This is a genomic window from Peribacillus sp. NPDC076916, from assembly GCF_050269675.1.
Lineage (GTDB): Bacteria > Bacillota > Bacilli > Bacillales > DSM-1321 > Peribacillus > Peribacillus aracenensis.
This window is the reverse complement of record NZ_JBNNIU010000003.1, coordinates 743,898-761,514: the sequence shown is the minus strand read 5'-3', so window position 1 is coordinate 761,514 and position 17,617 is coordinate 743,898. Positions and strand designations below refer to the sequence as shown.

The following is a 17,617-nucleotide window of genomic DNA, read 5'->3' as shown; positions in this document are numbered from 1 at the left end:
TACATGTCTATCAAGCTGTAATCATTATTTAAAACGGCCGATCAAATAAAAAATCGCGGACAACACAACACTGACGATGATTGATGTAACGATAGGAAAGTAAAACGTCGTATTCCCCTTTTTCAGAAAAATATCTCCCGGCAGCCTGCCGAGATGTATATATTTCATCGCAAAACCAATCACGAATATAATCACACCCAGAATCATAACCATCTTTGGTATATTCATCATTCAGGCAACTCCATGCCGAAATGCTCATAAACTAGCTGTGTTGCCATCCGGCCTCTTGGGGTACGCTGAAGAAAACCGACTTGTAACAGATATGGTTCATACACATCTTCGATCGTATGTGCCTCTTCGCCAATCGTTGCCGCAATCGTTTCCAGACCCACTGGTCCGCCACGGAATTTTTCAATGATCCCTTTAAGTAATTTATGGTCAATATGATCGAGTCCTAAACGGTCGACCTGCATTAATTCAAGCGCATAATCGGCAAGCTCGGCCGTTATCGTACCATCACCGCGCACCTGGGCGAAATCCCGGACCCTCCGTAAAAGCCGATTGGCAATTCTCGGGGTGCCCCTTGACCTTCTTGCAAGCTCGGCCGCTGCTTGATCATCCATTTCCGTATCCATGATTCTTGCTGTACGGATGATGATATCAGTCAAATGGTTTTCCGTGTAATATTCAAGACGGCTCAAAACGCCAAAACGGTCCCTGAGCGGTGCAGACAATGAGCCTGCACGTGTCGTGGCCCCTACGAGGGTGAACGGCGGCAAGTCGATCCTGATCGAACGGGCTTCCGGTCCCTTACCTACTACAATATCCAGACAGAAGTCCTCCATAGCCGGATATAGCACTTCTTCAACGACACGCGGAAGACGGTGAATCTCATCGATGAACAATACATCACCTGGTTCAAGTGCACTCAAAATGGCCGCCAGATCTCCCGGCCGCTCAATGGCGGGACCGGAAGTCGTGCGGATATTCACACCCATTTCATTGGCGATGATGACGGCAAGCGTCGTCTTTCCAAGACCAGGCGGTCCATATAAAAGTACATGATCGAGCGTTTCTTCACGCATCCTTGCCGCTTCGATGTATACACTTAAATTCGCTTTCACTTTATCCTGTCCGATATATTGCTTTAAGTTTTGAGGCCGCAGGCTTTGTTCAAAGGACAGTTCGTTCAAATCGGCTTCCTGATTGAATATTCTCTCCTCCATTGCGCCACTCCTTATCTTAACATCATTTGCAATGCTTTCTTAATATATTGCTCGGTCGTCATATCTTCAGCCTGCAATTTCTTGGCAACCTTTTGGATTTCCTTTTCAGAATAACCAAGAGCCTTCAATGCAAGAATGGCTTCATCCAATTCCTCCGTATAGCCATTTGGACTGAGTGCAGCCGTTACTCCTTCGTTAAACAAGCTTGGAAACGCATCCGGAATAATGTTCTCAAGTTTCCCTTTTAAATCGAGAATCATCTGCCGTGCCGTTTTCTTTCCGACTCCCGGGAATTTCACCAAAAACGATTCATCTTCATTTTCGATCGCCTGTACCACCTGATCAACCTGGCCTGATGCCAATATGGCTAGAGCACCCTTCGGCCCGATTCCCGTTACATTCAATAATTTTGTGAATAACGCCTTTTCTTGACGAGTCTGAAACCCGTATAATGCGACCATATCCTCACGAACATAATGATACAAGAAAACTTGAATTTCTTTCTGGAATTGAGCGGAAAAAATAAAAGGATTCGGTGTCATCACTTGATATCCGATTCCCCCATTTTCCACAACTATGTATTCAGGTCCAATATAATCGACCTTGCCTTTTATATAATCATACAAATTCATTCTCTCCCTGATTTTGCTGTACCTCTCATTTTATCATAAAAAGAAGCGTTGTTCATTAAAAGTTATTTAGTGGGCGCAAAGACTTTTACAATGGAGGATATCCCGTTTCATTACATTTGGGTATTATCCATTCGTAGACAATTGGGGTTCTACCTAAATTTTAAACAAGTTAATTGGAACGGGTGTACTGGACTCCCGCGGGGAAAGCGAGTGACAGCAGTCAACGTTCACATAGCACTAACCCTAAAAAAACTGCAGACAAACCCGATTTTCATCGAGTTTACCTACAGTCTGAAGGGTGGGTATCATCCCATCCTAGTTTACCGAATATGGCTCATATTCTTTAATGAGCTGTTTATATTGGTCTTTATTCATGATTGGAATCCCTTTTTGCAGTTCCTCCTGCTTGTATGCTTCAAGTTTACCAACGTCTATTTGGTAGAAAGTATGAATGATCTTGGCGTGCTCGGGCCTTCCGATAAAAATGGATAACGTACCATCTTCCCTCATCCCAAGGTAACCATTCGCTTTTAAAAGCGGCGATATGTCATTTTCAATTTTCTTCATGACAATCTGCTCTTCATTTTGATCGACCACTATCCATCCTTCATATTTTGACCAAAAGTCCTCCATCGACCAAATTGTTTCTGTCAATTTCTCTTCACTTAATTCACCATCCAGATACATACGCTGAAGAATGACCTTCCTTTCAATAGGATCATTTTCCTTTTGAACGGTTTCTTCCGCAAAAACGGTTAGGCAAATTGGCAATATGAAAAGCGTCATGAAAAATTGGATTCTAAGTTGATTAATCAATATATTCACCTCTTAAGGCGTTTACTTTTTATGTAGTTTGACCCCAAATAAGGATTATTAACCAGAAAAAAATCAAAAAGAGCTGACTCCATATTGGGTCAGCCCACTTGTTATTTTAAGTGCTTTTCGTGAATGTTAAGGTTATCGAACATGTCATTGGCATCCAAAATGATCATTTCCCGCGTATCGCCATCCCGAAGATTGTTATCAAGTGTCATCGTCCTGAAATAGACACCTTCATCGGTGGTTACATATAGGGTGCGGCCATTTGTAAGGGGTTCGATTTCCCTCCTGATTCCCTCTTTAACATCATTTGCATGGCTGTAGTCATCAAGCCGCAAAGCGACCAGCATTTCATCTTTCATAATGATTGTCCTGGCATCGATGACCGGCTCCGCTTTCTTGGCGATACCATTAACTTGATCGGCAAAAGTACCTTCATAAGAATTATAATAAGATGATTTTGCCTTAAGCGGTTTACTTTCATGTCCATGGTAGTTACGGTCACTCTTACTGTACGCATCATCTTTATTGTATAAACCTTGCACCATATTCTCATAATTGATGTTGCGTACCAATGCATCTTTTTCATGGTACCCTGTATCATTCGTTATTTTTTCATTTTCCGCTGTATCATTATTAGCACATCCAACCAAACTGACGACAGCCAATACCGTACAAAGCGGATGTGCCCATTTTATTTTCTGCACCAATAACCCTCCCATTGCAATAGAATGAGCTATATTCCGCTCATAATTAGCATGGGTGTCGAACGGGAAATGTACTCTGTAAGATACGGCCAAAAACCCGTTTTAATTCCTATTAAGGGAAGAAATCCTTTCCTTCAATTTTTCATTCATCTCCATTCGCTTCGAAAATCCTTCCACGGACATTTTCCAAACCGAATGAATCTGGGAAGAACTTTTATTAAGACGATTCCATTCACGGAAAATATCGGTAGGATAAGTTAAAGCATATAAAAAGGCCGGGTCTGACTGATACCTTTGCAATTGCGGAACTTCCCACATTTCGGTGGCCGCATCTCCCAAATGAGGCAAAATACGATTTGCATACTGTAAATAATCAATGCACCTCGGGGCATTCGCCATTAAATCAAAATCGATTAACGTCAAAGTGCCGTCCGCTCTCCGCAAGAAATTATGGTGGGCACAATCACCATGAATGATGACTTTCTTTTCCTTATTCCATAAAGACTGATTTTTATCAAACCCCTCTAGCGACCATTCCCCCCATCTAATCCATTCCTTGATAATATCTTCGGAAACATATTGGCGAACATAAGAAAAGTTCTTTTTAAATAGTGATAAGCGTTCTTTCCACTTTTTTGATTGATTGAACACTGGAGCGTTAATGGAGACATGTTCCGACACATCATGGAAGCTTTCCAGTAACTGAATGCCCTCTAAGCGGTCCTTATGATTGGAGTATTTGAATTTTTTCTTACTCGGCGGAAAATAGTCCATACTGCCATACCATTTCCCTTTAAATTGAAAGGGCATTAGATTCTGATGAATATAATACGTTTGATGAAACCCCTTTTGTTTTAACAAAGAAGTCAATTCCCTTTGCCGATCCCATTTTTCAAAACTGTCGAATCCTTTAAGGATCATAGGATGACCCTTTTCAAAAGTTAATAAATAGACACTGCTTTGAATATGGTGGACATTCTTTGGCTTACGATTTAAATAAGAGAGGAGACGAGTGTTAAAAACACTGTCTCCTTGATAATTAGTAGTCATCGCTTTCATCTACATATGTCGGTATCCCAAATGTTTCAGGCGCACGGACGCCCCCGAATTGGCCTGGCTGGCCTCCCATTTGTCCAGGTAACATAGCTTCCGGCTGACCACCAAGCTGGCCGCGCATCATGTCTCGCTGACCACCAAATTGCCCCGGCATCATTCCTGGCTGACCACCAAACTGTCCCGGCATCATTCCTGGCTGACCACCAAATTGTCCCGGCATCATTCCTGGCTGGCCACCAAATTGTCCCGGCATCATTCCTGGCTGGCCACCAAACTGTCCCGGCATCATTCCTGGCTGACCACCAAACTGTCCCGGCATCATTCCTGGCTGACCATCAAACTGTCCCGGCATCATTCCTGGCTGGCCTGGGTTTTGACCGCCCATCATCATACCTGACTGACCTGGGTTTTGACCGCCCATCATCATACCTGACTGACCTGGGTTTTGGCCGCCCATCATCATACCTGACTGACCTGGGTTTTGACCGCCCATCATCATACCTGGCTGATCTGGGTTTTGGCCGCCCATCATTCCTGGCTGGCCTGGGTTTTGGCCGCCCATCATCATACCTGACTGACCTGGATTTTGACCGCCCATCATCATACCTGACTGACCTGGGTTTTGACCGCCCATCATCATACCTGGCTGGCCTGGGTTTTGGCCGTCCATCATCATACCTGGCTGACCTGGATTTTGGCCGCCCATCATCATACCTGATTGACCTGGGTTTTGGCCGCCCATCATCATACCTGGCTGGCCTGGGTTTTGGCCTCCCATCATCATACCTGGCTGGCCTGGGTTTTGGCCTCCCATCATCATACCTGGCTGGCCTGGGTTTTGGCCGCCCATCATCATACCTGGCTGACCTGGGTTTTGGCCGCCCATCATCATACCTGGCTGGCCTGGGTTTTGGCCGCCCATCATCATACCTGGCTGGCCTGGGTTTTGGCCGCCCATCATCATACCTGGCTGACCTGGGTTTTGGCCGCCCATCATCATACCCGGCTGACCTGGGTTTTGGCCGCCCATCATCATGAATCCATCATATGATTCTTCTGACTCATCTTCATATTGGGATGGCATCGCTATTCCCATCTGAGACTCTTTTGGTGACACCCCTGGGTATGGGGCATGTGATTGAACGGATTGATATTGGTGATAATCTGGATGGTGATGTGCATTGGCATCCATTTTCTTGTTCCCTTGATACTGCCCCTTCACTTCCGGCCCATAAGTTCCAAGTAACCCCTTATTACAGCCGCAATCCTCCTCACCGGCAGTCTGGGAATAATGCTGAGGGAAGTTTTGATTGTATAAAGAAGGCGATTCGCCTGGTGACTCATAACCTTGTTGCATATATGAACCTGCTGCATGAGCTTGTTGATTCATCCCTCCATAATAATGGTGCGGAACCGGTGCGGAGGCTTGATATGGATAATGTTGCGGGCTTGTTGCATTCATGCTCGCCCCTTGGACGAATCCTTGATCCATCATTTGCATGTCAGAAGATTCCTCCATAATTTCAGAGCTCTCTTCCATCATTGGATAACCTTGCATTTCCGGAGCCGCCTGATACCCTTGTGCACCTTGATATGGTGCTTGCATGCCATGCATATGCGCCCATGGTGGCGGCTGAATGCAATAACCGCTTCCAGGCAAGATTGGCGTTACAGGAATACAATCATCCACCGGCTCACTATATTCCTGAGCTGGCTGTACAGCTGGCTTTTTCTTCTTTTTTGTCACTGCAGGCTTTTCTTTTTTCTTCGGTAAAGGTGGTGGTGCTGGAGGCTTTTGCACACTCATATTGGTCATGTTGACCATATAATAATTATTGACGTCGATCTCCGGAATCACCGGCATTGGCACCGGCACTTCTTTTGGAACGATTACTTGCTTCTCTTTAATGATTGGCTTTGGCTGAACGATCTGCTTCTCTTTCTTAACCGGCTGTGGAACGATCTGCTTCTCTTTCATTGGTTTTTGAATGTTTGGCTGCTCTTTTACAGGCTGTTGAAATTTCGGCTGTTCTTTTACCGGCAGTTGAAATTTTGGCTGTTCTTTAACAGCCGGTTTTTTCATAATTTGCTGCTCTTTCATATTTGCTGACTGATTCGGTTGCGGTTGAATTTGGGATTCTTTCATTCCCGAATGAATATTCACGTTTGGTTTACCCGTTTCTTTAATTACTGCTCCGGATGTCCCTGGTATTTTAATTTTCATTCCGGGCATCATCATGTCCGGGTTGCTCAATTGCGTGTTAACTTTTTTAAGTTCTTCAAAACTGACGCCGTATTTTTTGGCGAGTTTCCAAAGTGTATCGCCTTTTTGGACTATATGAATTTTCACGCTGTTAACCCCTCCTGTGCATATGTCCATATATTCTATGAAGCAGTGGGTGAATTGCTATTATTTTTATCATGAAAACTTATGCGTGAAAAATGACTTTTATGATTGGATCAATGATTTAGGGACATAGAAGGTACTTTTTGGGAGAGGAAATAAATGATGGGACGTCTCAAAAAAGGAAGTTCGCCCCTTTGAATTCCATTCCTGAAACACATCTTTCAGGCTTCTGTCTAAACTCAGGGAAATCCGGGTATAAGAAAGGAAATGACCTAAGGCTTTGTCTTCAGGTACTTATCTTACATCCCTGGGGGTAATAATAATGAAATGGAAAGGTAGACAGGGCAGCACGAACGTCGAAGACAAAAGAGGCATGAGCGGAAAAGGCATGGCCGGAATCGGCGGAGGTGTCGGATTGGTAATTGTCTTGATCTTGACGCTCCTTGGCGGTAATCCAAGCGAATTGCTAGGCAGCTTGAATTCCACTGAATCGAACAATGGCAGCTCTTATGTCGAAACTGATGAGGAGGAGGAACTTGCGCAGTTCGTATCTGTCGTCCTTGCAGAAACGGAGCAGGTCTGGACAGAAGAATTCCGTAAAAATGGGCTGGAATATAAGGAACCGAACCTTGTCCTGTATTCGGGCAGTGTCGAATCGGCATGCGGGTTGGCAGCTTCTTCGGTAGGGCCATTTTATTGTCCGGGTGACATGAAACTATATATTGATCTCAGCTTTTATCAAGAGTTAAAGCAAGAATTCCAGGCACCCGGGGATTTCGCCATGGCCTATGTCATTGCCCACGAAGTCGGACATCACGTTCAGACACTTTTAGGGACAACGGAAAAAGAAATGCCCGATCGTTCAAAGGTCAGCGAGACCGAATATAATAAGTTTTCTGTCCGTCTTGAATTACAGGCCGATTATTTGGCTGGAGTTTGGGCACATCATGTCCAAGGAGAGAATTTGCTTGAAGAAGGCGATCTTGAGGAGGCCTTGAATGCAGCAAGTGGTGTGGGGGATGACCGTATCCAAGAAAGGGCACAAGGTTACGTGGTGCCAGACAGCTTCACGCATGGTACTTCCGAACAGAGGAAACGGTGGTTCACTAAAGGATTTAAATCGGGTGATATGAATGAAGGCAATACTTTTAAAGCGAATAACCTTTAAAAGTAATTGCCTGTTTCGGGGGTCTAATCCCCCTTTTTCTTATGCTCCAAAATCCTCTTAGAAAGCACTGACTCAAACGCGCTCCAGCATTCTGTTTAATGCTAGGATGGCATTATCCGCAATGCTTTTCTCCACTTTTATCGGATTGATGATGATACCTTCTTCAATGGATTCAAGCGCCCATAGCAGGTGAGGCAGATCAATCCGGTTCATTGTAAGACATGGACACATATTCGGATTTAACGAGATGATGTTCTTGTCAGGATTATTGGCGATAAGACGCTTGACAAGGTTCATTTCCGTGCCAATTGCCCAAGAACTGCCTGGTTCGGCTTTTTCAATCATATTTATGATGTACGATGTCGAACCCGCATAATCTGACAGGGCCACTACCTCACGGCGACATTCGGGATGAACGATGATATTCATTTCAGGCTGCTCCGCTCTAAGCGTTTCAATATTTGCCGTAGTGAAATTTTCATGGACTGAACAATGTCCTTTCCAAAGAAGTACCTTCAGATCTTCCAGTTCCCCTTCATAGATCAATTCATCTTTATGCGGATCCCAGACAGCCATTTCATTCAATGGGATCCCAAGGTCAAAGGCAGTGTTCCTCCCAAGATGCTGATCGGGAAGAAATAGGATTCTTTCTTTTTGCGAGAGGGCCCACGAGACCATCCCTTGTGCATTGGAAGACGTCACCGTCGCCCCGCCATTTTTCCCTACAAAAGCTTTGATGGCCGCAGTGGAATTCACATAAGTTAGCGGAAGGATCGTATCGCCAAATAAATCCTGAAGCTTTGTCCATGCCCGTTCCGTTTGTTCAATATCCGCCATATCTGCCATGGAGCAGCCTGCACGCATGTCAGGTAGGATAACCGTCTGCCCTTCTTCTGTCAAAATATCGGCTGTTTCAGCCATGAAATGCACGCCACAGAACACGATATAATCCGCTTCACGATTTTGCGCGGAAAGCTGGGCCAATTGAAGTGAATCCCCCGTTGAATCTGAAAATTGAATGACTTCCTCCCTTTGATAATGATGACCTGGAATATAAAGACGGTTCCCCAGTCGTTTCTTAATGTCAAGGACCCGATTCTCCATTTCTTCTTTTGTCATCGTTTTATATTTTTCAGGCAATGCATTTCCTGCTGTTTTAGCCATCTCCAATATATTCATTTCAATATCTCCTCCCGCTCTTTGACCTTTGCGCTAATATCAAGTGCTCTGACACTGTGCGTCAAGCTGCCCAGCGAAATATAATCTACCCCTGTTTCCCGATATGAGGCTAGATTGTCTAAATGGATCCCTCCTGAAGCTTCCGTTATGATGTGGGCGGGAACCAATTTAATCAGTTGCTTGATTTCTTCGGGGCTCCGGTTATCGAACATGATGATATCTGCACCGGCTTCCACTGCTTCAAGTACCTGTTGTGGTGATTCCGTTTCCACTTCCACTTTAATGGTATGTCCCAGTTTGGATTTTACCGTTTGGACCGCTTTCGTTATGGACCCAGCGAAAGAAATATGGTTGTCCTTTATCATAACTGCATCATAAAGACCATATCGGTGATTGAATGCCCCGCCGGAACGGACCGCATATTTTTCAAGCATTCGCAGGCCTGGTGTAGTTTTCCTCGTATCACAAGCTCTCGTCTTCGTCCCCGCCAAAATTATGGCAGCTTTATGAGCCTGTGTCGCAATGCCGGACATACGCTGCACTAAATTCAAAATTACCCGTTCCCCTTTTAAAAGGGAGGCCATATCGCCGGTCATTTTCGCAAGCTGCTGTCCTTTTTCGAAAAATTCGCCATCTTGAACAAAAAGGAAAACCTCGATTTGCTTATCCAACAATGCAAATCCCGTCTTGATGACATCCCCTCCACTAAAGACCCCTCCTTCTTTGGCGATGAATGTCAAAGTTCCTTGTTCACCTTGATCAAAAATCGTATCACTCGTTACATCGCATTCCCCTATATCTTCCATTAAAAATTGTTGCAGCATCTGCTTAAGCTTCAATATATTCATAAAGTCGTCTCCCTTTCACTCGGTTTTTTACATCCGTGCAAGCAAGGATAACCGAATTCTCAAGCCATTTTGCGTCATCTTCGTCAGGATAGTCACTGCGGAAATGGCCGCCCCTGCTTTCCGTTCTGGTCAATGCGGATTCGGCAATCAGCCAAGCCACGATGATGGCGTTGATTTTCGTTATTTCTTGTATCGATAATGCCGTTACTTCCATATGCAGCAATTTTTCGATAGGAAATGTCTCAAGATAATCCTTCAGTCGAGTTAAACCCGTTTCATTTCGAACGATTCCCGCTTCGTTCATTAATTTTTCCCGCAATGTCGTAAGATCAGGTAGAAAGGGAATTTGACTGGAACTCTTGGACTGCTCTTTTTCTTCCGGTATCGACCTTGCCGGGACTTTAGCAAGGAAACGGCCAAGCGCATTTCCAAAAACCAATCCTTCGAGAAGGGAGTTGCTTGCCAATCGGTTTGCACCATGTACACCAGTGCATGCCACTTCACCAACTGCATACAAAAAAGGCACTGAGGTTTGCCCCGCTTCATCCACTTCAATCCCTCCCATTAGAAAATGGTTTCCTGGTGCAACCGGGATTTTCCCCAAATGAAGGTCCAGCCCGCTTTTTTCACATAATGAGCTCACTGTCGGAAAACGATTTTTAAAATCCTTAATCATCGAAATATCCAAAAATATCTTTTCACCGCGCTGCAAATAAGAAAAAATCGTCTGTGCAACAATATGCCTTGGTGCTAGATCTTTCAAGCTATGGACATCCTCCATGATCGGCCTTCCCATTTCCGTCACTAATCTCGCTCCATCCCCGCGAACCGCTTCTGAAACGAGCCCTTTCGCTTTGCCATTCACAAAAAGCAAGGTCGGATGGAATTGTATGAATTCCATATCACGAACTTTTGCACCGGCCTTGAATGCAAGTGCGATTCCATCACCTGAAACCGTTTGTGAATTTGAAGTGAAATGGTATAGGGAACCACAGCCGCCTGTAGCCAAAACCGTCTGTTCCGCATGATAGGCAACAAGTTCCCCTGCCTTATCAAATGTTTTGACGCCTATGCAAGTATCATCTTGCCCGATGATCAACTCCACTGCAGCAACGTTCTCCATCACAGTAATCGATGATTTTTTCAAGCACCCTATAAGATGTTCCATCATGTACTTTCCTGTAGCATCCCCGTGACTGTGGAGGATTCTTCGTTCACTGTGGGCGCCCTCCATGCCAAGCAATAGAGTTCCGTCATCATCATGGTCAAATCGCATACCCGAATCAATAAGTTCAGCTATAACAGAAGGTGCCTCTTCAACGAGCTTTTCCACTGCCTTCACCTTGTTATATCGCTGACCAGCTGCCAGCGTATCTTTTTTATGAAAGGATACTCGGTCACGATCAGATAATGCTGCGGCAATCCCGCCCTGGGCTAAATAAGAATTACCATGACGGATATTTGATTTTGTGATGAGTATCACATGCTTATGTTCACTTGCTTCCAATGCCGTTTTCAAGGCAGCAATCCCACTGCCTATCACGATGATTTCCGCTTTTACCATTCTTTCATTCCTCCTGTTTATTACAGGTGTCTTGACAACTATATTTACATATTATTAAACTATTATCAAGAGTTTTTTAGATTAAAGGATGGAAGTGATTTCTTGATTTATTTGGATTATGCCGCTACAACTCCGATTGATGAGGAGGCTCTCGAGGTATTCAGCCAAGCCTCCCGGAAATTTTTCGGGAATGCGAGCAGTTTGCATGATATTGGCTCTGAGGCGGCACGTTTATTGGATATGTCACGGCAGCAACTCGCAGAAATGCTGAACATAAAAAAGGAAGGAATCATCTTTACGAGCGGCGGATCGGAAAGCAATATGCTTGCGATCAATACATTCATCGCTTCGAAACCCTCCTGGCAGAACCACTTGATTGTAAGCCGAACTGAACATGCATCTCTTGCCAATTTCGTGGAAAAACTTGAACAAGAAGGATTCGAGGTTACTTATTTACGGCATTTGGAAGATGGCCGGGTTGATATTGAACATCTGCAGGAATGTATGTCGGAGAAAACATGCTTGGTCATAGTCCAGCATGTGAATTCGGAAATCGGGGTCATTCAACCCATTGAGCAAATAAGTGAAATCGTTCGAAAACACCAGGCTTTTTTTCATGTGGATTGTGTCCAATCATTTGCTAAAGTACCGCTTGGGAAGATAGCTGCCTCATGTGATGGACTATCCGTTTCCAGTCATAAAGTTTATGGTCCAAAAGGGATTGGGGCCGTCATTTTCCCGGCCATCCATCAGTTGAAGCCTTCGGTACCGAATATCACTCATGAATATGGTTTCAGACCAGGAACAGTGGATGTCCCCGGAGTTGCTTCCTTCGTAACCGCTGCCAAGAAATTGGGGGATATCATGGAAGATGAACGAAAACGGATTTCCACACTTAGGATGCAATTGATCCGACTGCTAATGGAAAGGAAAATCAATTTTCAAATCATCGAAGGAAAAAACGAGCAATTGCCTCACATTCTGGGGCTGACCTTCGCTGGATTGCAAGGACAGTACATCATGCTGGAATTAAATCAGAAAGGATTCGCTGTTTCGACGGGAAGCGCCTGTCAAATCGGTAAACAGGATCCTTCAAAAACGATGATGGCCATTGGGAAAAGTGAAGATGAAGCCCATCAATTCGTCCGCCTTTCCTTTGGCAAAAACACGACGGCCGACGACATTCACAAGTTGGCGGACTGCATCGAAGGAATAGCTGCCATTCGATAAAACCCTCCAATCTGTGTTAGAATGTTTGTAATTAAAGAGGTGAATGTTTATGGAAAGAAAAAAATTACTCGGGGAAGAAAGACGGACGAAACTCTTACATTTATTGCAAACAAGCGCAGAGCCTGTAACGGGCAGCGAGCTTTCGCAGATAACGAATGTAAGCCGGCAGGTTATCGTTGGTGACATAACCCTACTCAAAGCGCGGAATGAACCTATCATCGCCACAAGCCAAGGCTATCTGTACTTACAAACGGGGAGCACGCAAAAGCCGGAAAGGATCATTGCTTGCCAACACGATCCTTCCCGGACCCAAGAAGAGCTATATTTACTTGTGGATATCGGCATCACGGTGAAAGATGTCAAAATCGAGCACCCCGTATACGGCGACCTAACCGCTTCCATCATGGTCAGCAGCCGGAAGGAAGTCCAGCAATTCCTTTCAAGGGTGACGGCAACGAAAGCATCTTTTTTATCGGAACTGACGAGCGGCATTCATCTCCATACACTGAGCGCAGCATCTGAAGAACTGCTCGACGAAGCGGAGTGTGCTTTAAGGGAGGCTGGCATTTTAGTCGATTGAAAGAAACGCAAAATCCTCAAAAGCCATATCTTTTGAGGATTTTTTTATTGGCCATTATGCTCACCCATAACGGAATTGCTTTCATTTGAGCTGCCTCCCCCGGAGTTTTCTTCCTCGTTACTATTCAACTGCAGATAAGACGAATGACGGTACCGACCGCCTGAACCCAGCATCCCGTCACTTGGATTAATTCAGCATCAGATGGCTTCTCTTCCAAATAAGGATATTGATATTTTTGTAGTCCCTGCTCCTTACCTTGCTCTTCTTCCTTTGATCCTTTTCTTGGTCTTTTTCTAGAACACTATTCTTTCTGCAATTCCGCTTATCGCCTGCAACAAATTTTCCTTAGCATGGAAAGCCTGCTCCGGTTATCCGTATTTTCGTATGCCTTTCCAAAGCGGTACCTCCGCCATACGCTTGAATACAATCTTAACGAACACAAAAAATGCCCCGGAAATACTCCCTGGGCACCCTTCTTATTCAGTGTATAAACCTCTGATGAGGTTATACCATTCATTCATCGTTGTGGTATACCTGTTTGGACTTTAAAGCATGAATAGCTTCCCATGATCGAAACCGTACATCCTAATGCCTCGAGCTCAGAGATCGCTCCTGGGATGAGGACATCATCAAGGGACATTTCGATGTCGATGATGAAGAAGTAATTGCCCAATCCTGTTTTCATTGGTCTCGATTCAATCTTGGAAAGGTTAAGTTTCCTCCAGGAAAAAGCGGAAAGGACTTGGTGCAGCTGCCCTGAGTGGTCAGCGGGCAGCTGAATCATCAAGGTCGTTTTCTTGTCCCCTTCAACGGTCAAATGCCCTTCAAAGTCGACTTCACTGTTGGATACGACGATAAACTTGGTGTGATTATGTTCGTAATCGTGAATATTTTGTTTTACAATCGTCAAACCGTACTCTTCCGCAGCCATATCATTTGCAATCGCAGCAATATTGATATCGGGATTCTCCATCACCATCTTCGCAGCGGCTGCAGTGGATGTGACATACTCATATGGAACACCCCTTAGCTCATTATGTAGAAATTTGCGGCATTGAGCAATGGCATGGGAATGCGAATAAACCATGTCAGGTTTGAAACCAGGATATGCATGATCCGGATGCACCATATAATGCTGTTGGATTGGAATCGTGACTTCGCCTTTCATCGGTAATGTGACTTCATGGACTAAGTAATCCATCGTTATATTTACCGAACCCTCCAAAGCATTCTCGATCGGCACGAGCGCGTGATTCACTTCCCCGTCCCGAACAGCATCAAGGCAGTCCGGAATCGTGTTCATCGGTATTTTTATATCATTAGGAAATAGTCGCGATACAGCTAAATCCGTGAATGTTGCTTTTGGTCCAAGAAATGCAATTTTTGATGTCATATTATAAACTCCTTCTCACGGAAAATCTACTGTTTATGTTATGCCATTTTCTGATTTTTTACAATACTTAATCGTTAATTTCCTCTTACAAAAGAAAACAGCCTGTACATCTGAAATGTACAGGCTGTTTTCATGCGCCGTTACCAATGATTTCGACTTTTTCGACGAACTCCATTTTACGCAGTTTAGTGAGCAGATCATCAATATCCATCGTCATCCCGCCCGTATTAAGGGATAGGGTGACATTTGCACGTCCCTGCAAAGGAATCGTTTGGTGGATGGTCATGATGTTGCAACCGGATGAGGCGACGAGCCGTAAGAGCTCCGATAGAGTACCAGAACGATCTTCGAGATAGAAGAACAGTGTAATCAGCTTTTCCTTAACAACTGTATGAAACGGAAAAACCGTGTCACGGTATTTGTAAAATGCACTCCTGCTTAGGTCCACCCGCTGTACCGCTTCCCAAACTGATTCTGCTTTTCCCCGTTCAATCATTTCTTTTGCATCCAGCGTTTTTTTCATCGCTTCGGGAAGGACATCCTCTCGAACGAGGAAAAATTTCTGATCGGCCTTATTCAAACTCCGCACGCCTCCTTTTGCCTGCCATCATGGTTTACAATTAATCAACAAATTCAAATTCATATTCAAGGATACGGACGATATCGCCATTCGTCGCACCTTTTTGGCGAAGGCCCTCGTCGACTCCGAATGAACGAAGCTGTCTGGCGAAACGACGTATGGACTCTTCACGGGTGAAGTCAGTCATTTTGAATAGACGCTCGATCTTGAATCCTGATACGGCAAAGCTGCCATCTGATTCGCGTTCAATGTTAAATTCATCAGTCTGTGATGTATGTTTATAAAGAACCCGGTGGATTCCTGTATTCTCTTCTTCATGTTCAAGAGGGAACTCGGGCGTCTCTTCGATTTTATCCGCAATTGCATAAAGAAGCTCACGGATCCCTTCACGCGTCACGGCAGAAATCGGGAAGACAGGATAGTCTTCTTCCAGCTTTTCTTTGAAAGCCGCTAAGTTATCTTCTGAGTCCGGCATATCCATTTTACTTGCTACAATGATTTGCGGACGTTCAGTCAAGCGCAGGTTATACTCTTCCAACTCTTTATTGATTGTTTGGTAGTCTTCATATGGATCCCGGCCTTCAAGACCCGACATATCGATTACATGAACGATTACCCTCGTTCTTTCAATATGGCGCAGGAATTGATGCCCAAGGCCCACACCTTCTGAAGCGCCTTCGATCAGACCAGGTAAATCGGCCATGACAAAGCTGCGGTGATCTTCCGTTTCCACCATACCGAGGTTCGGTACGATCGTCGTAAAATGGTATTCGGCAATTTTGGGCCTTGCTGCGGATACGACCGAAAGCAAAGTGGATTTACCTACACTTGGAAAACCAACCAAACCGACATCAGCCAACAGTTTCAATTCCATGATTATATCGCGTTCTTGGCCCGGTTCGCCGTTCTCAGCGATTTCAGGTGCAGGATTGGCTGGTGTGGCAAAACGGGAATTCCCCCGGCCTCCACGGCCACCTTTGGCGATAACGGCGCGTTGTCCGTGCTCAACTAAATCGGCAATGACTTCCTTCGTCTTATCATCAATGACAACGGTGCCAGGTGGAACCTTGATGACCATATCCTTTGCAGCCGCACCATGCATGTTTTTAGACATGCCATGTTCTCCGCGAGGTGCCTTAAAGTGACGTTGATAACGGAAATCCATTAATGTACGCAAGCCCTCTTCCACTTCAAAAACGACATCGGCTCCATTACCGCCATCTCCGCCGGCAGGTCCGCCTTTAGGTATGAATTTCTCACGACGATAAGCAACTATCCCGTTACCACCGTCTCCGCCTTTTACATAGACTTTCGTTTGATCGACAAACATGCTATCACTTCCTTGTTTTCTGCAAGTCATTTCTTGCTGTATACTTCTCTAAAAATTAATATCCATCTTAAAAAATATTTCATCCTCATTACATTCAAGAATTTCAATTGATTGCTCGGCCGTCAATGAACCTTCCAAAAACTCGATCACTGGAGATTGATCAATGAACCTGCCTTGCATATGAAATGAACAGTGCATATCGCTCACTTCTTTTTTACACATGGAAACAGCCAGTATATTTTCAAAAAACGGATCGAGATTTTTATCGAGAATTTTAAAGAAATCGTTTGTCCAGCGATACATCAGCCCGTCCATCTCAGTTGAACCTTCAAAAACATCAATGATTTCATATTCGCAATAAAAGGATCCATTATTCCAATTCGACGTCAACAACATCTCGGTGAACTTAGGTAAATTCAAATTGGAAAGGCGTGCTTCATTCTGGGTTTCAACAATGATTTCATCGATGATGCCCTTGACACGGTCGATTCTGTTCAACTCCAGATTCCCTTTGATGATTTGAATTTTATTCAGCCAGTCATGCCTGGTTTGACGCAGAGTTTCAATAGTCGTCCAATTTTTATCCATTATTAACACCTTCAATTATGATAAAGAAACTTTTTTCGGCTCTATCATGTTGAATACTTCCATTTGTACAGTATAACAAAAAAACAACAAACAGGAAATGAAGCTTGATTCACATGTCTTCACATGAAAGCCCCCGTCCAAAAAATACAGCCGCACACCCTGAGTTCTTTGGACGATGGTAGAGCCATTTGAACTAAAAAAGAGAATGGGCCTTATTTATGCACCAATTGGAGATATTATAGTTGAATTGGAGTGTCTATTTGGTTTAACCAAATCGGATGGATGAGTATTCTTGGATTTCCCCCTGAAAGTTTAAGAAAGCCCGCCTATTGGCGAGCCTTTTGTAAGTCAGAGGTTGTTTTCCTTATAC

General features: G+C 44.4%; 17 protein-coding genes. 3 read left to right on the top strand and 14 right to left on the bottom strand.

All coding sequences use genetic code 11. The annotated features are described in order from the left end of the window. Nucleotides 1-24 precede the first annotated feature (24 nt). The 7 genes from ACQKFG_RS13260 to safA form a co-directional block, all read right to left on the bottom strand. The gene (locus ACQKFG_RS13260; RefSeq protein ID WP_034308809.1) at nucleotides 25-231 is read right to left on the bottom strand and encodes a DUF2905 domain-containing protein; all 207 of its coding nucleotides are present in this window, start codon (nucleotides 229-231) and stop codon (nucleotides 25-27) included. Beyond that, nucleotides 228-1,226 (bottom strand): Holliday junction branch migration DNA helicase RuvB, encoded by a 999-nt coding sequence (ruvB, locus tag ACQKFG_RS13255; RefSeq protein ID WP_427559531.1) that lies wholly within the window; start codon nucleotides 1,224-1,226, stop codon nucleotides 228-230. The genes ACQKFG_RS13260 and ruvB overlap by 4 nt, the downstream gene beginning before the upstream one ends. 11 nt (nucleotides 1,227-1,237) lie before the next feature. Next, nucleotides 1,238-1,852, bottom strand: a complete 615-nt coding sequence (gene ruvA, locus ACQKFG_RS13250) for a Holliday junction branch migration protein RuvA (protein WP_387604455.1) — start codon at nucleotides 1,850-1,852, stop codon at nucleotides 1,238-1,240. A gap of 321 nt (nucleotides 1,853-2,173) precedes the next feature. Beyond that, nucleotides 2,174-2,683 carry a BofC C-terminal domain-containing protein gene (locus ACQKFG_RS13245; protein ID WP_427559527.1) on the bottom strand — a complete coding sequence of 170 codons (510 nt, stop codon included), beginning with the start codon at nucleotides 2,681-2,683 and terminating at the stop codon, nucleotides 2,174-2,176. Between the two features lie 101 nt (nucleotides 2,684-2,784). Then, nucleotides 2,785-3,384 (bottom strand): YhcN/YlaJ family sporulation lipoprotein, encoded by a 600-nt coding sequence (locus ACQKFG_RS13240; protein ID WP_427559524.1) that lies wholly within the window; start codon nucleotides 3,382-3,384, stop codon nucleotides 2,785-2,787. Nucleotides 3,385-3,486: 102 nt separating this feature from the next. Further along, nucleotides 3,487-4,434, bottom strand: coding sequence for a phosphotransferase (locus ACQKFG_RS13235; protein WP_192205940.1), 948 nt, complete (start codon nucleotides 4,432-4,434; stop codon nucleotides 3,487-3,489). Beyond that, nucleotides 4,424-6,790, bottom strand: coding sequence for a SafA/ExsA family spore coat assembly protein (gene safA, locus ACQKFG_RS13230; protein WP_427559521.1), 2,367 nt, complete (start codon nucleotides 6,788-6,790; stop codon nucleotides 4,424-4,426). Before safA ends, ACQKFG_RS13235 begins: the two co-directional genes overlap by 11 nt. A gap of 319 nt (nucleotides 6,791-7,109) precedes the next feature. On the opposite strand from safA, the gene ypfJ reads away from it, so the two are divergent. Next, nucleotides 7,110-7,955, top strand: coding sequence for a KPN_02809 family neutral zinc metallopeptidase (gene ypfJ / locus ACQKFG_RS13225; RefSeq protein WP_427559518.1), 846 nt, complete (start codon nucleotides 7,110-7,112; stop codon nucleotides 7,953-7,955). Nucleotides 7,956-8,027: 72 nt separating this feature from the next. Here the strand turns inward: ypfJ and nadA are convergent, their stop codons facing one another. The 3 genes from nadA to nadB are packed head-to-tail and all read right to left on the bottom strand — an operon-like array spanning nucleotide 8,028 to nucleotide 11,546. Continuing rightward, nucleotides 8,028-9,134: a quinolinate synthase NadA gene (gene nadA / locus ACQKFG_RS13220; protein ID WP_260285306.1), complete on the bottom strand. Its 1,107-nt coding sequence runs from the start codon at nucleotides 9,132-9,134 to the stop codon at nucleotides 8,028-8,030. Next, nucleotides 9,131-9,982 carry a carboxylating nicotinate-nucleotide diphosphorylase gene (nadC, locus tag ACQKFG_RS13215; protein WP_427559515.1) on the bottom strand — a complete coding sequence of 284 codons (852 nt, stop codon included), beginning with the start codon at nucleotides 9,980-9,982 and terminating at the stop codon, nucleotides 9,131-9,133. The genes nadA and nadC overlap by 4 nt, the downstream gene beginning before the upstream one ends. Beyond that, on the bottom strand, nucleotides 9,963-11,546 hold the full coding sequence (nadB, locus tag ACQKFG_RS13210) for an L-aspartate oxidase (RefSeq protein ID WP_427559512.1): 1,584 nt from the start codon (nucleotides 11,544-11,546) through the stop codon (nucleotides 9,963-9,965). The genes nadC and nadB overlap by 20 nt, the downstream gene beginning before the upstream one ends. A 102-nt stretch (nucleotides 11,547-11,648) precedes the next feature. Here nadB and ACQKFG_RS13205 point away from each other — a divergent pair, with 102 nt between their 5' ends. Both ACQKFG_RS13205 and ACQKFG_RS13200 read left to right on the top strand, forming a co-directional pair. Then, nucleotides 11,649-12,776 (top strand): IscS subfamily cysteine desulfurase, encoded by a 1,128-nt coding sequence (locus tag ACQKFG_RS13205; RefSeq protein WP_427559509.1) that lies wholly within the window; start codon nucleotides 11,649-11,651, stop codon nucleotides 12,774-12,776. Between the two features lie 49 nt (nucleotides 12,777-12,825). Continuing rightward, a complete protein-coding gene (locus tag ACQKFG_RS13200) occupies nucleotides 12,826-13,356 on the top strand; it encodes a transcription repressor NadR (RefSeq protein WP_427559506.1) in 531 nt (176 codons plus the stop codon). 517 nt (nucleotides 13,357-13,873) lie between these two features. On the opposite strand, the gene pheA is transcribed toward ACQKFG_RS13200, so the two are convergent. The 4 genes from pheA to ACQKFG_RS13180 form a co-directional block, all read right to left on the bottom strand. Then, the gene (pheA, locus tag ACQKFG_RS13195) at nucleotides 13,874-14,749 is read right to left on the bottom strand and encodes a prephenate dehydratase (protein ID WP_192205948.1); all 876 of its coding nucleotides are present in this window, start codon (nucleotides 14,747-14,749) and stop codon (nucleotides 13,874-13,876) included. 130 nt (nucleotides 14,750-14,879) lie between these two features. Continuing rightward, entirely contained in the window at nucleotides 14,880-15,329 is a 450-nt protein-coding gene (locus ACQKFG_RS13190) for an ACT domain-containing protein (RefSeq protein WP_076364968.1), read from the bottom strand. A 40-nt stretch (nucleotides 15,330-15,369) separates the two neighbouring features. Beyond that, nucleotides 15,370-16,659 (bottom strand): GTPase ObgE, encoded by a 1,290-nt coding sequence (obgE, locus tag ACQKFG_RS13185; RefSeq protein ID WP_427559502.1) that lies wholly within the window; start codon nucleotides 16,657-16,659, stop codon nucleotides 15,370-15,372. Nucleotides 16,660-16,707: 48 nt separating this feature from the next. Continuing rightward, a complete protein-coding gene (locus ACQKFG_RS13180) occupies nucleotides 16,708-17,247 on the bottom strand; it encodes a Spo0B domain-containing protein (protein WP_427559499.1) in 540 nt (179 codons plus the stop codon). Nucleotides 17,248-17,617: the final 370 nt, after the last annotated feature.

Coding starts and splice junctions, on each gene's coding strand:
- ACQKFG_RS13260 (WP_034308809.1), bottom strand. CDS start 231: ATGATGAATATACCAAAGATGGTTATGATTCTGGGTGTGATTATATTC.
- ruvB (WP_427559531.1), bottom strand. CDS start 1,226: ATGGAGGAGAGAATATTCAATCAGGAAGCCGATTTGAACGAACTGTCC.
- ACQKFG_RS13235 (WP_192205940.1), bottom strand. CDS start 4,434: ATGACTACTAATTATCAAGGAGACAGTGTTTTTAACACTCGTCTCCTC.
- ypfJ (WP_427559518.1), top strand. CDS start 7,110: ATGAAATGGAAAGGTAGACAGGGCAGCACGAACGTCGAAGACAAAAGA.
- nadA (WP_260285306.1), bottom strand. CDS start 9,134: ATGAATATATTGGAGATGGCTAAAACAGCAGGAAATGCATTGCCTGAA.
- nadC (WP_427559515.1), bottom strand. CDS start 9,982: ATGAATATATTGAAGCTTAAGCAGATGCTGCAACAATTTTTAATGGAA.
- nadB (WP_427559512.1), bottom strand. CDS start 11,546: ATGGTAAAAGCGGAAATCATCGTGATAGGCAGTGGGATTGCTGCCTTG.
- ACQKFG_RS13200 (WP_427559506.1), top strand. CDS start 12,826: ATGGAAAGAAAAAAATTACTCGGGGAAGAAAGACGGACGAAACTCTTA.
- pheA (WP_192205948.1), bottom strand. CDS start 14,749: ATGACATCAAAAATTGCATTTCTTGGACCAAAAGCAACATTCACGGAT.
- obgE (WP_427559502.1), bottom strand. CDS start 16,659: ATGTTTGTCGATCAAACGAAAGTCTATGTAAAAGGCGGAGACGGTGGT.
- ACQKFG_RS13180 (WP_427559499.1), bottom strand. CDS start 17,247: ATGGATAAAAATTGGACGACTATTGAAACTCTGCGTCAAACCAGGCAT.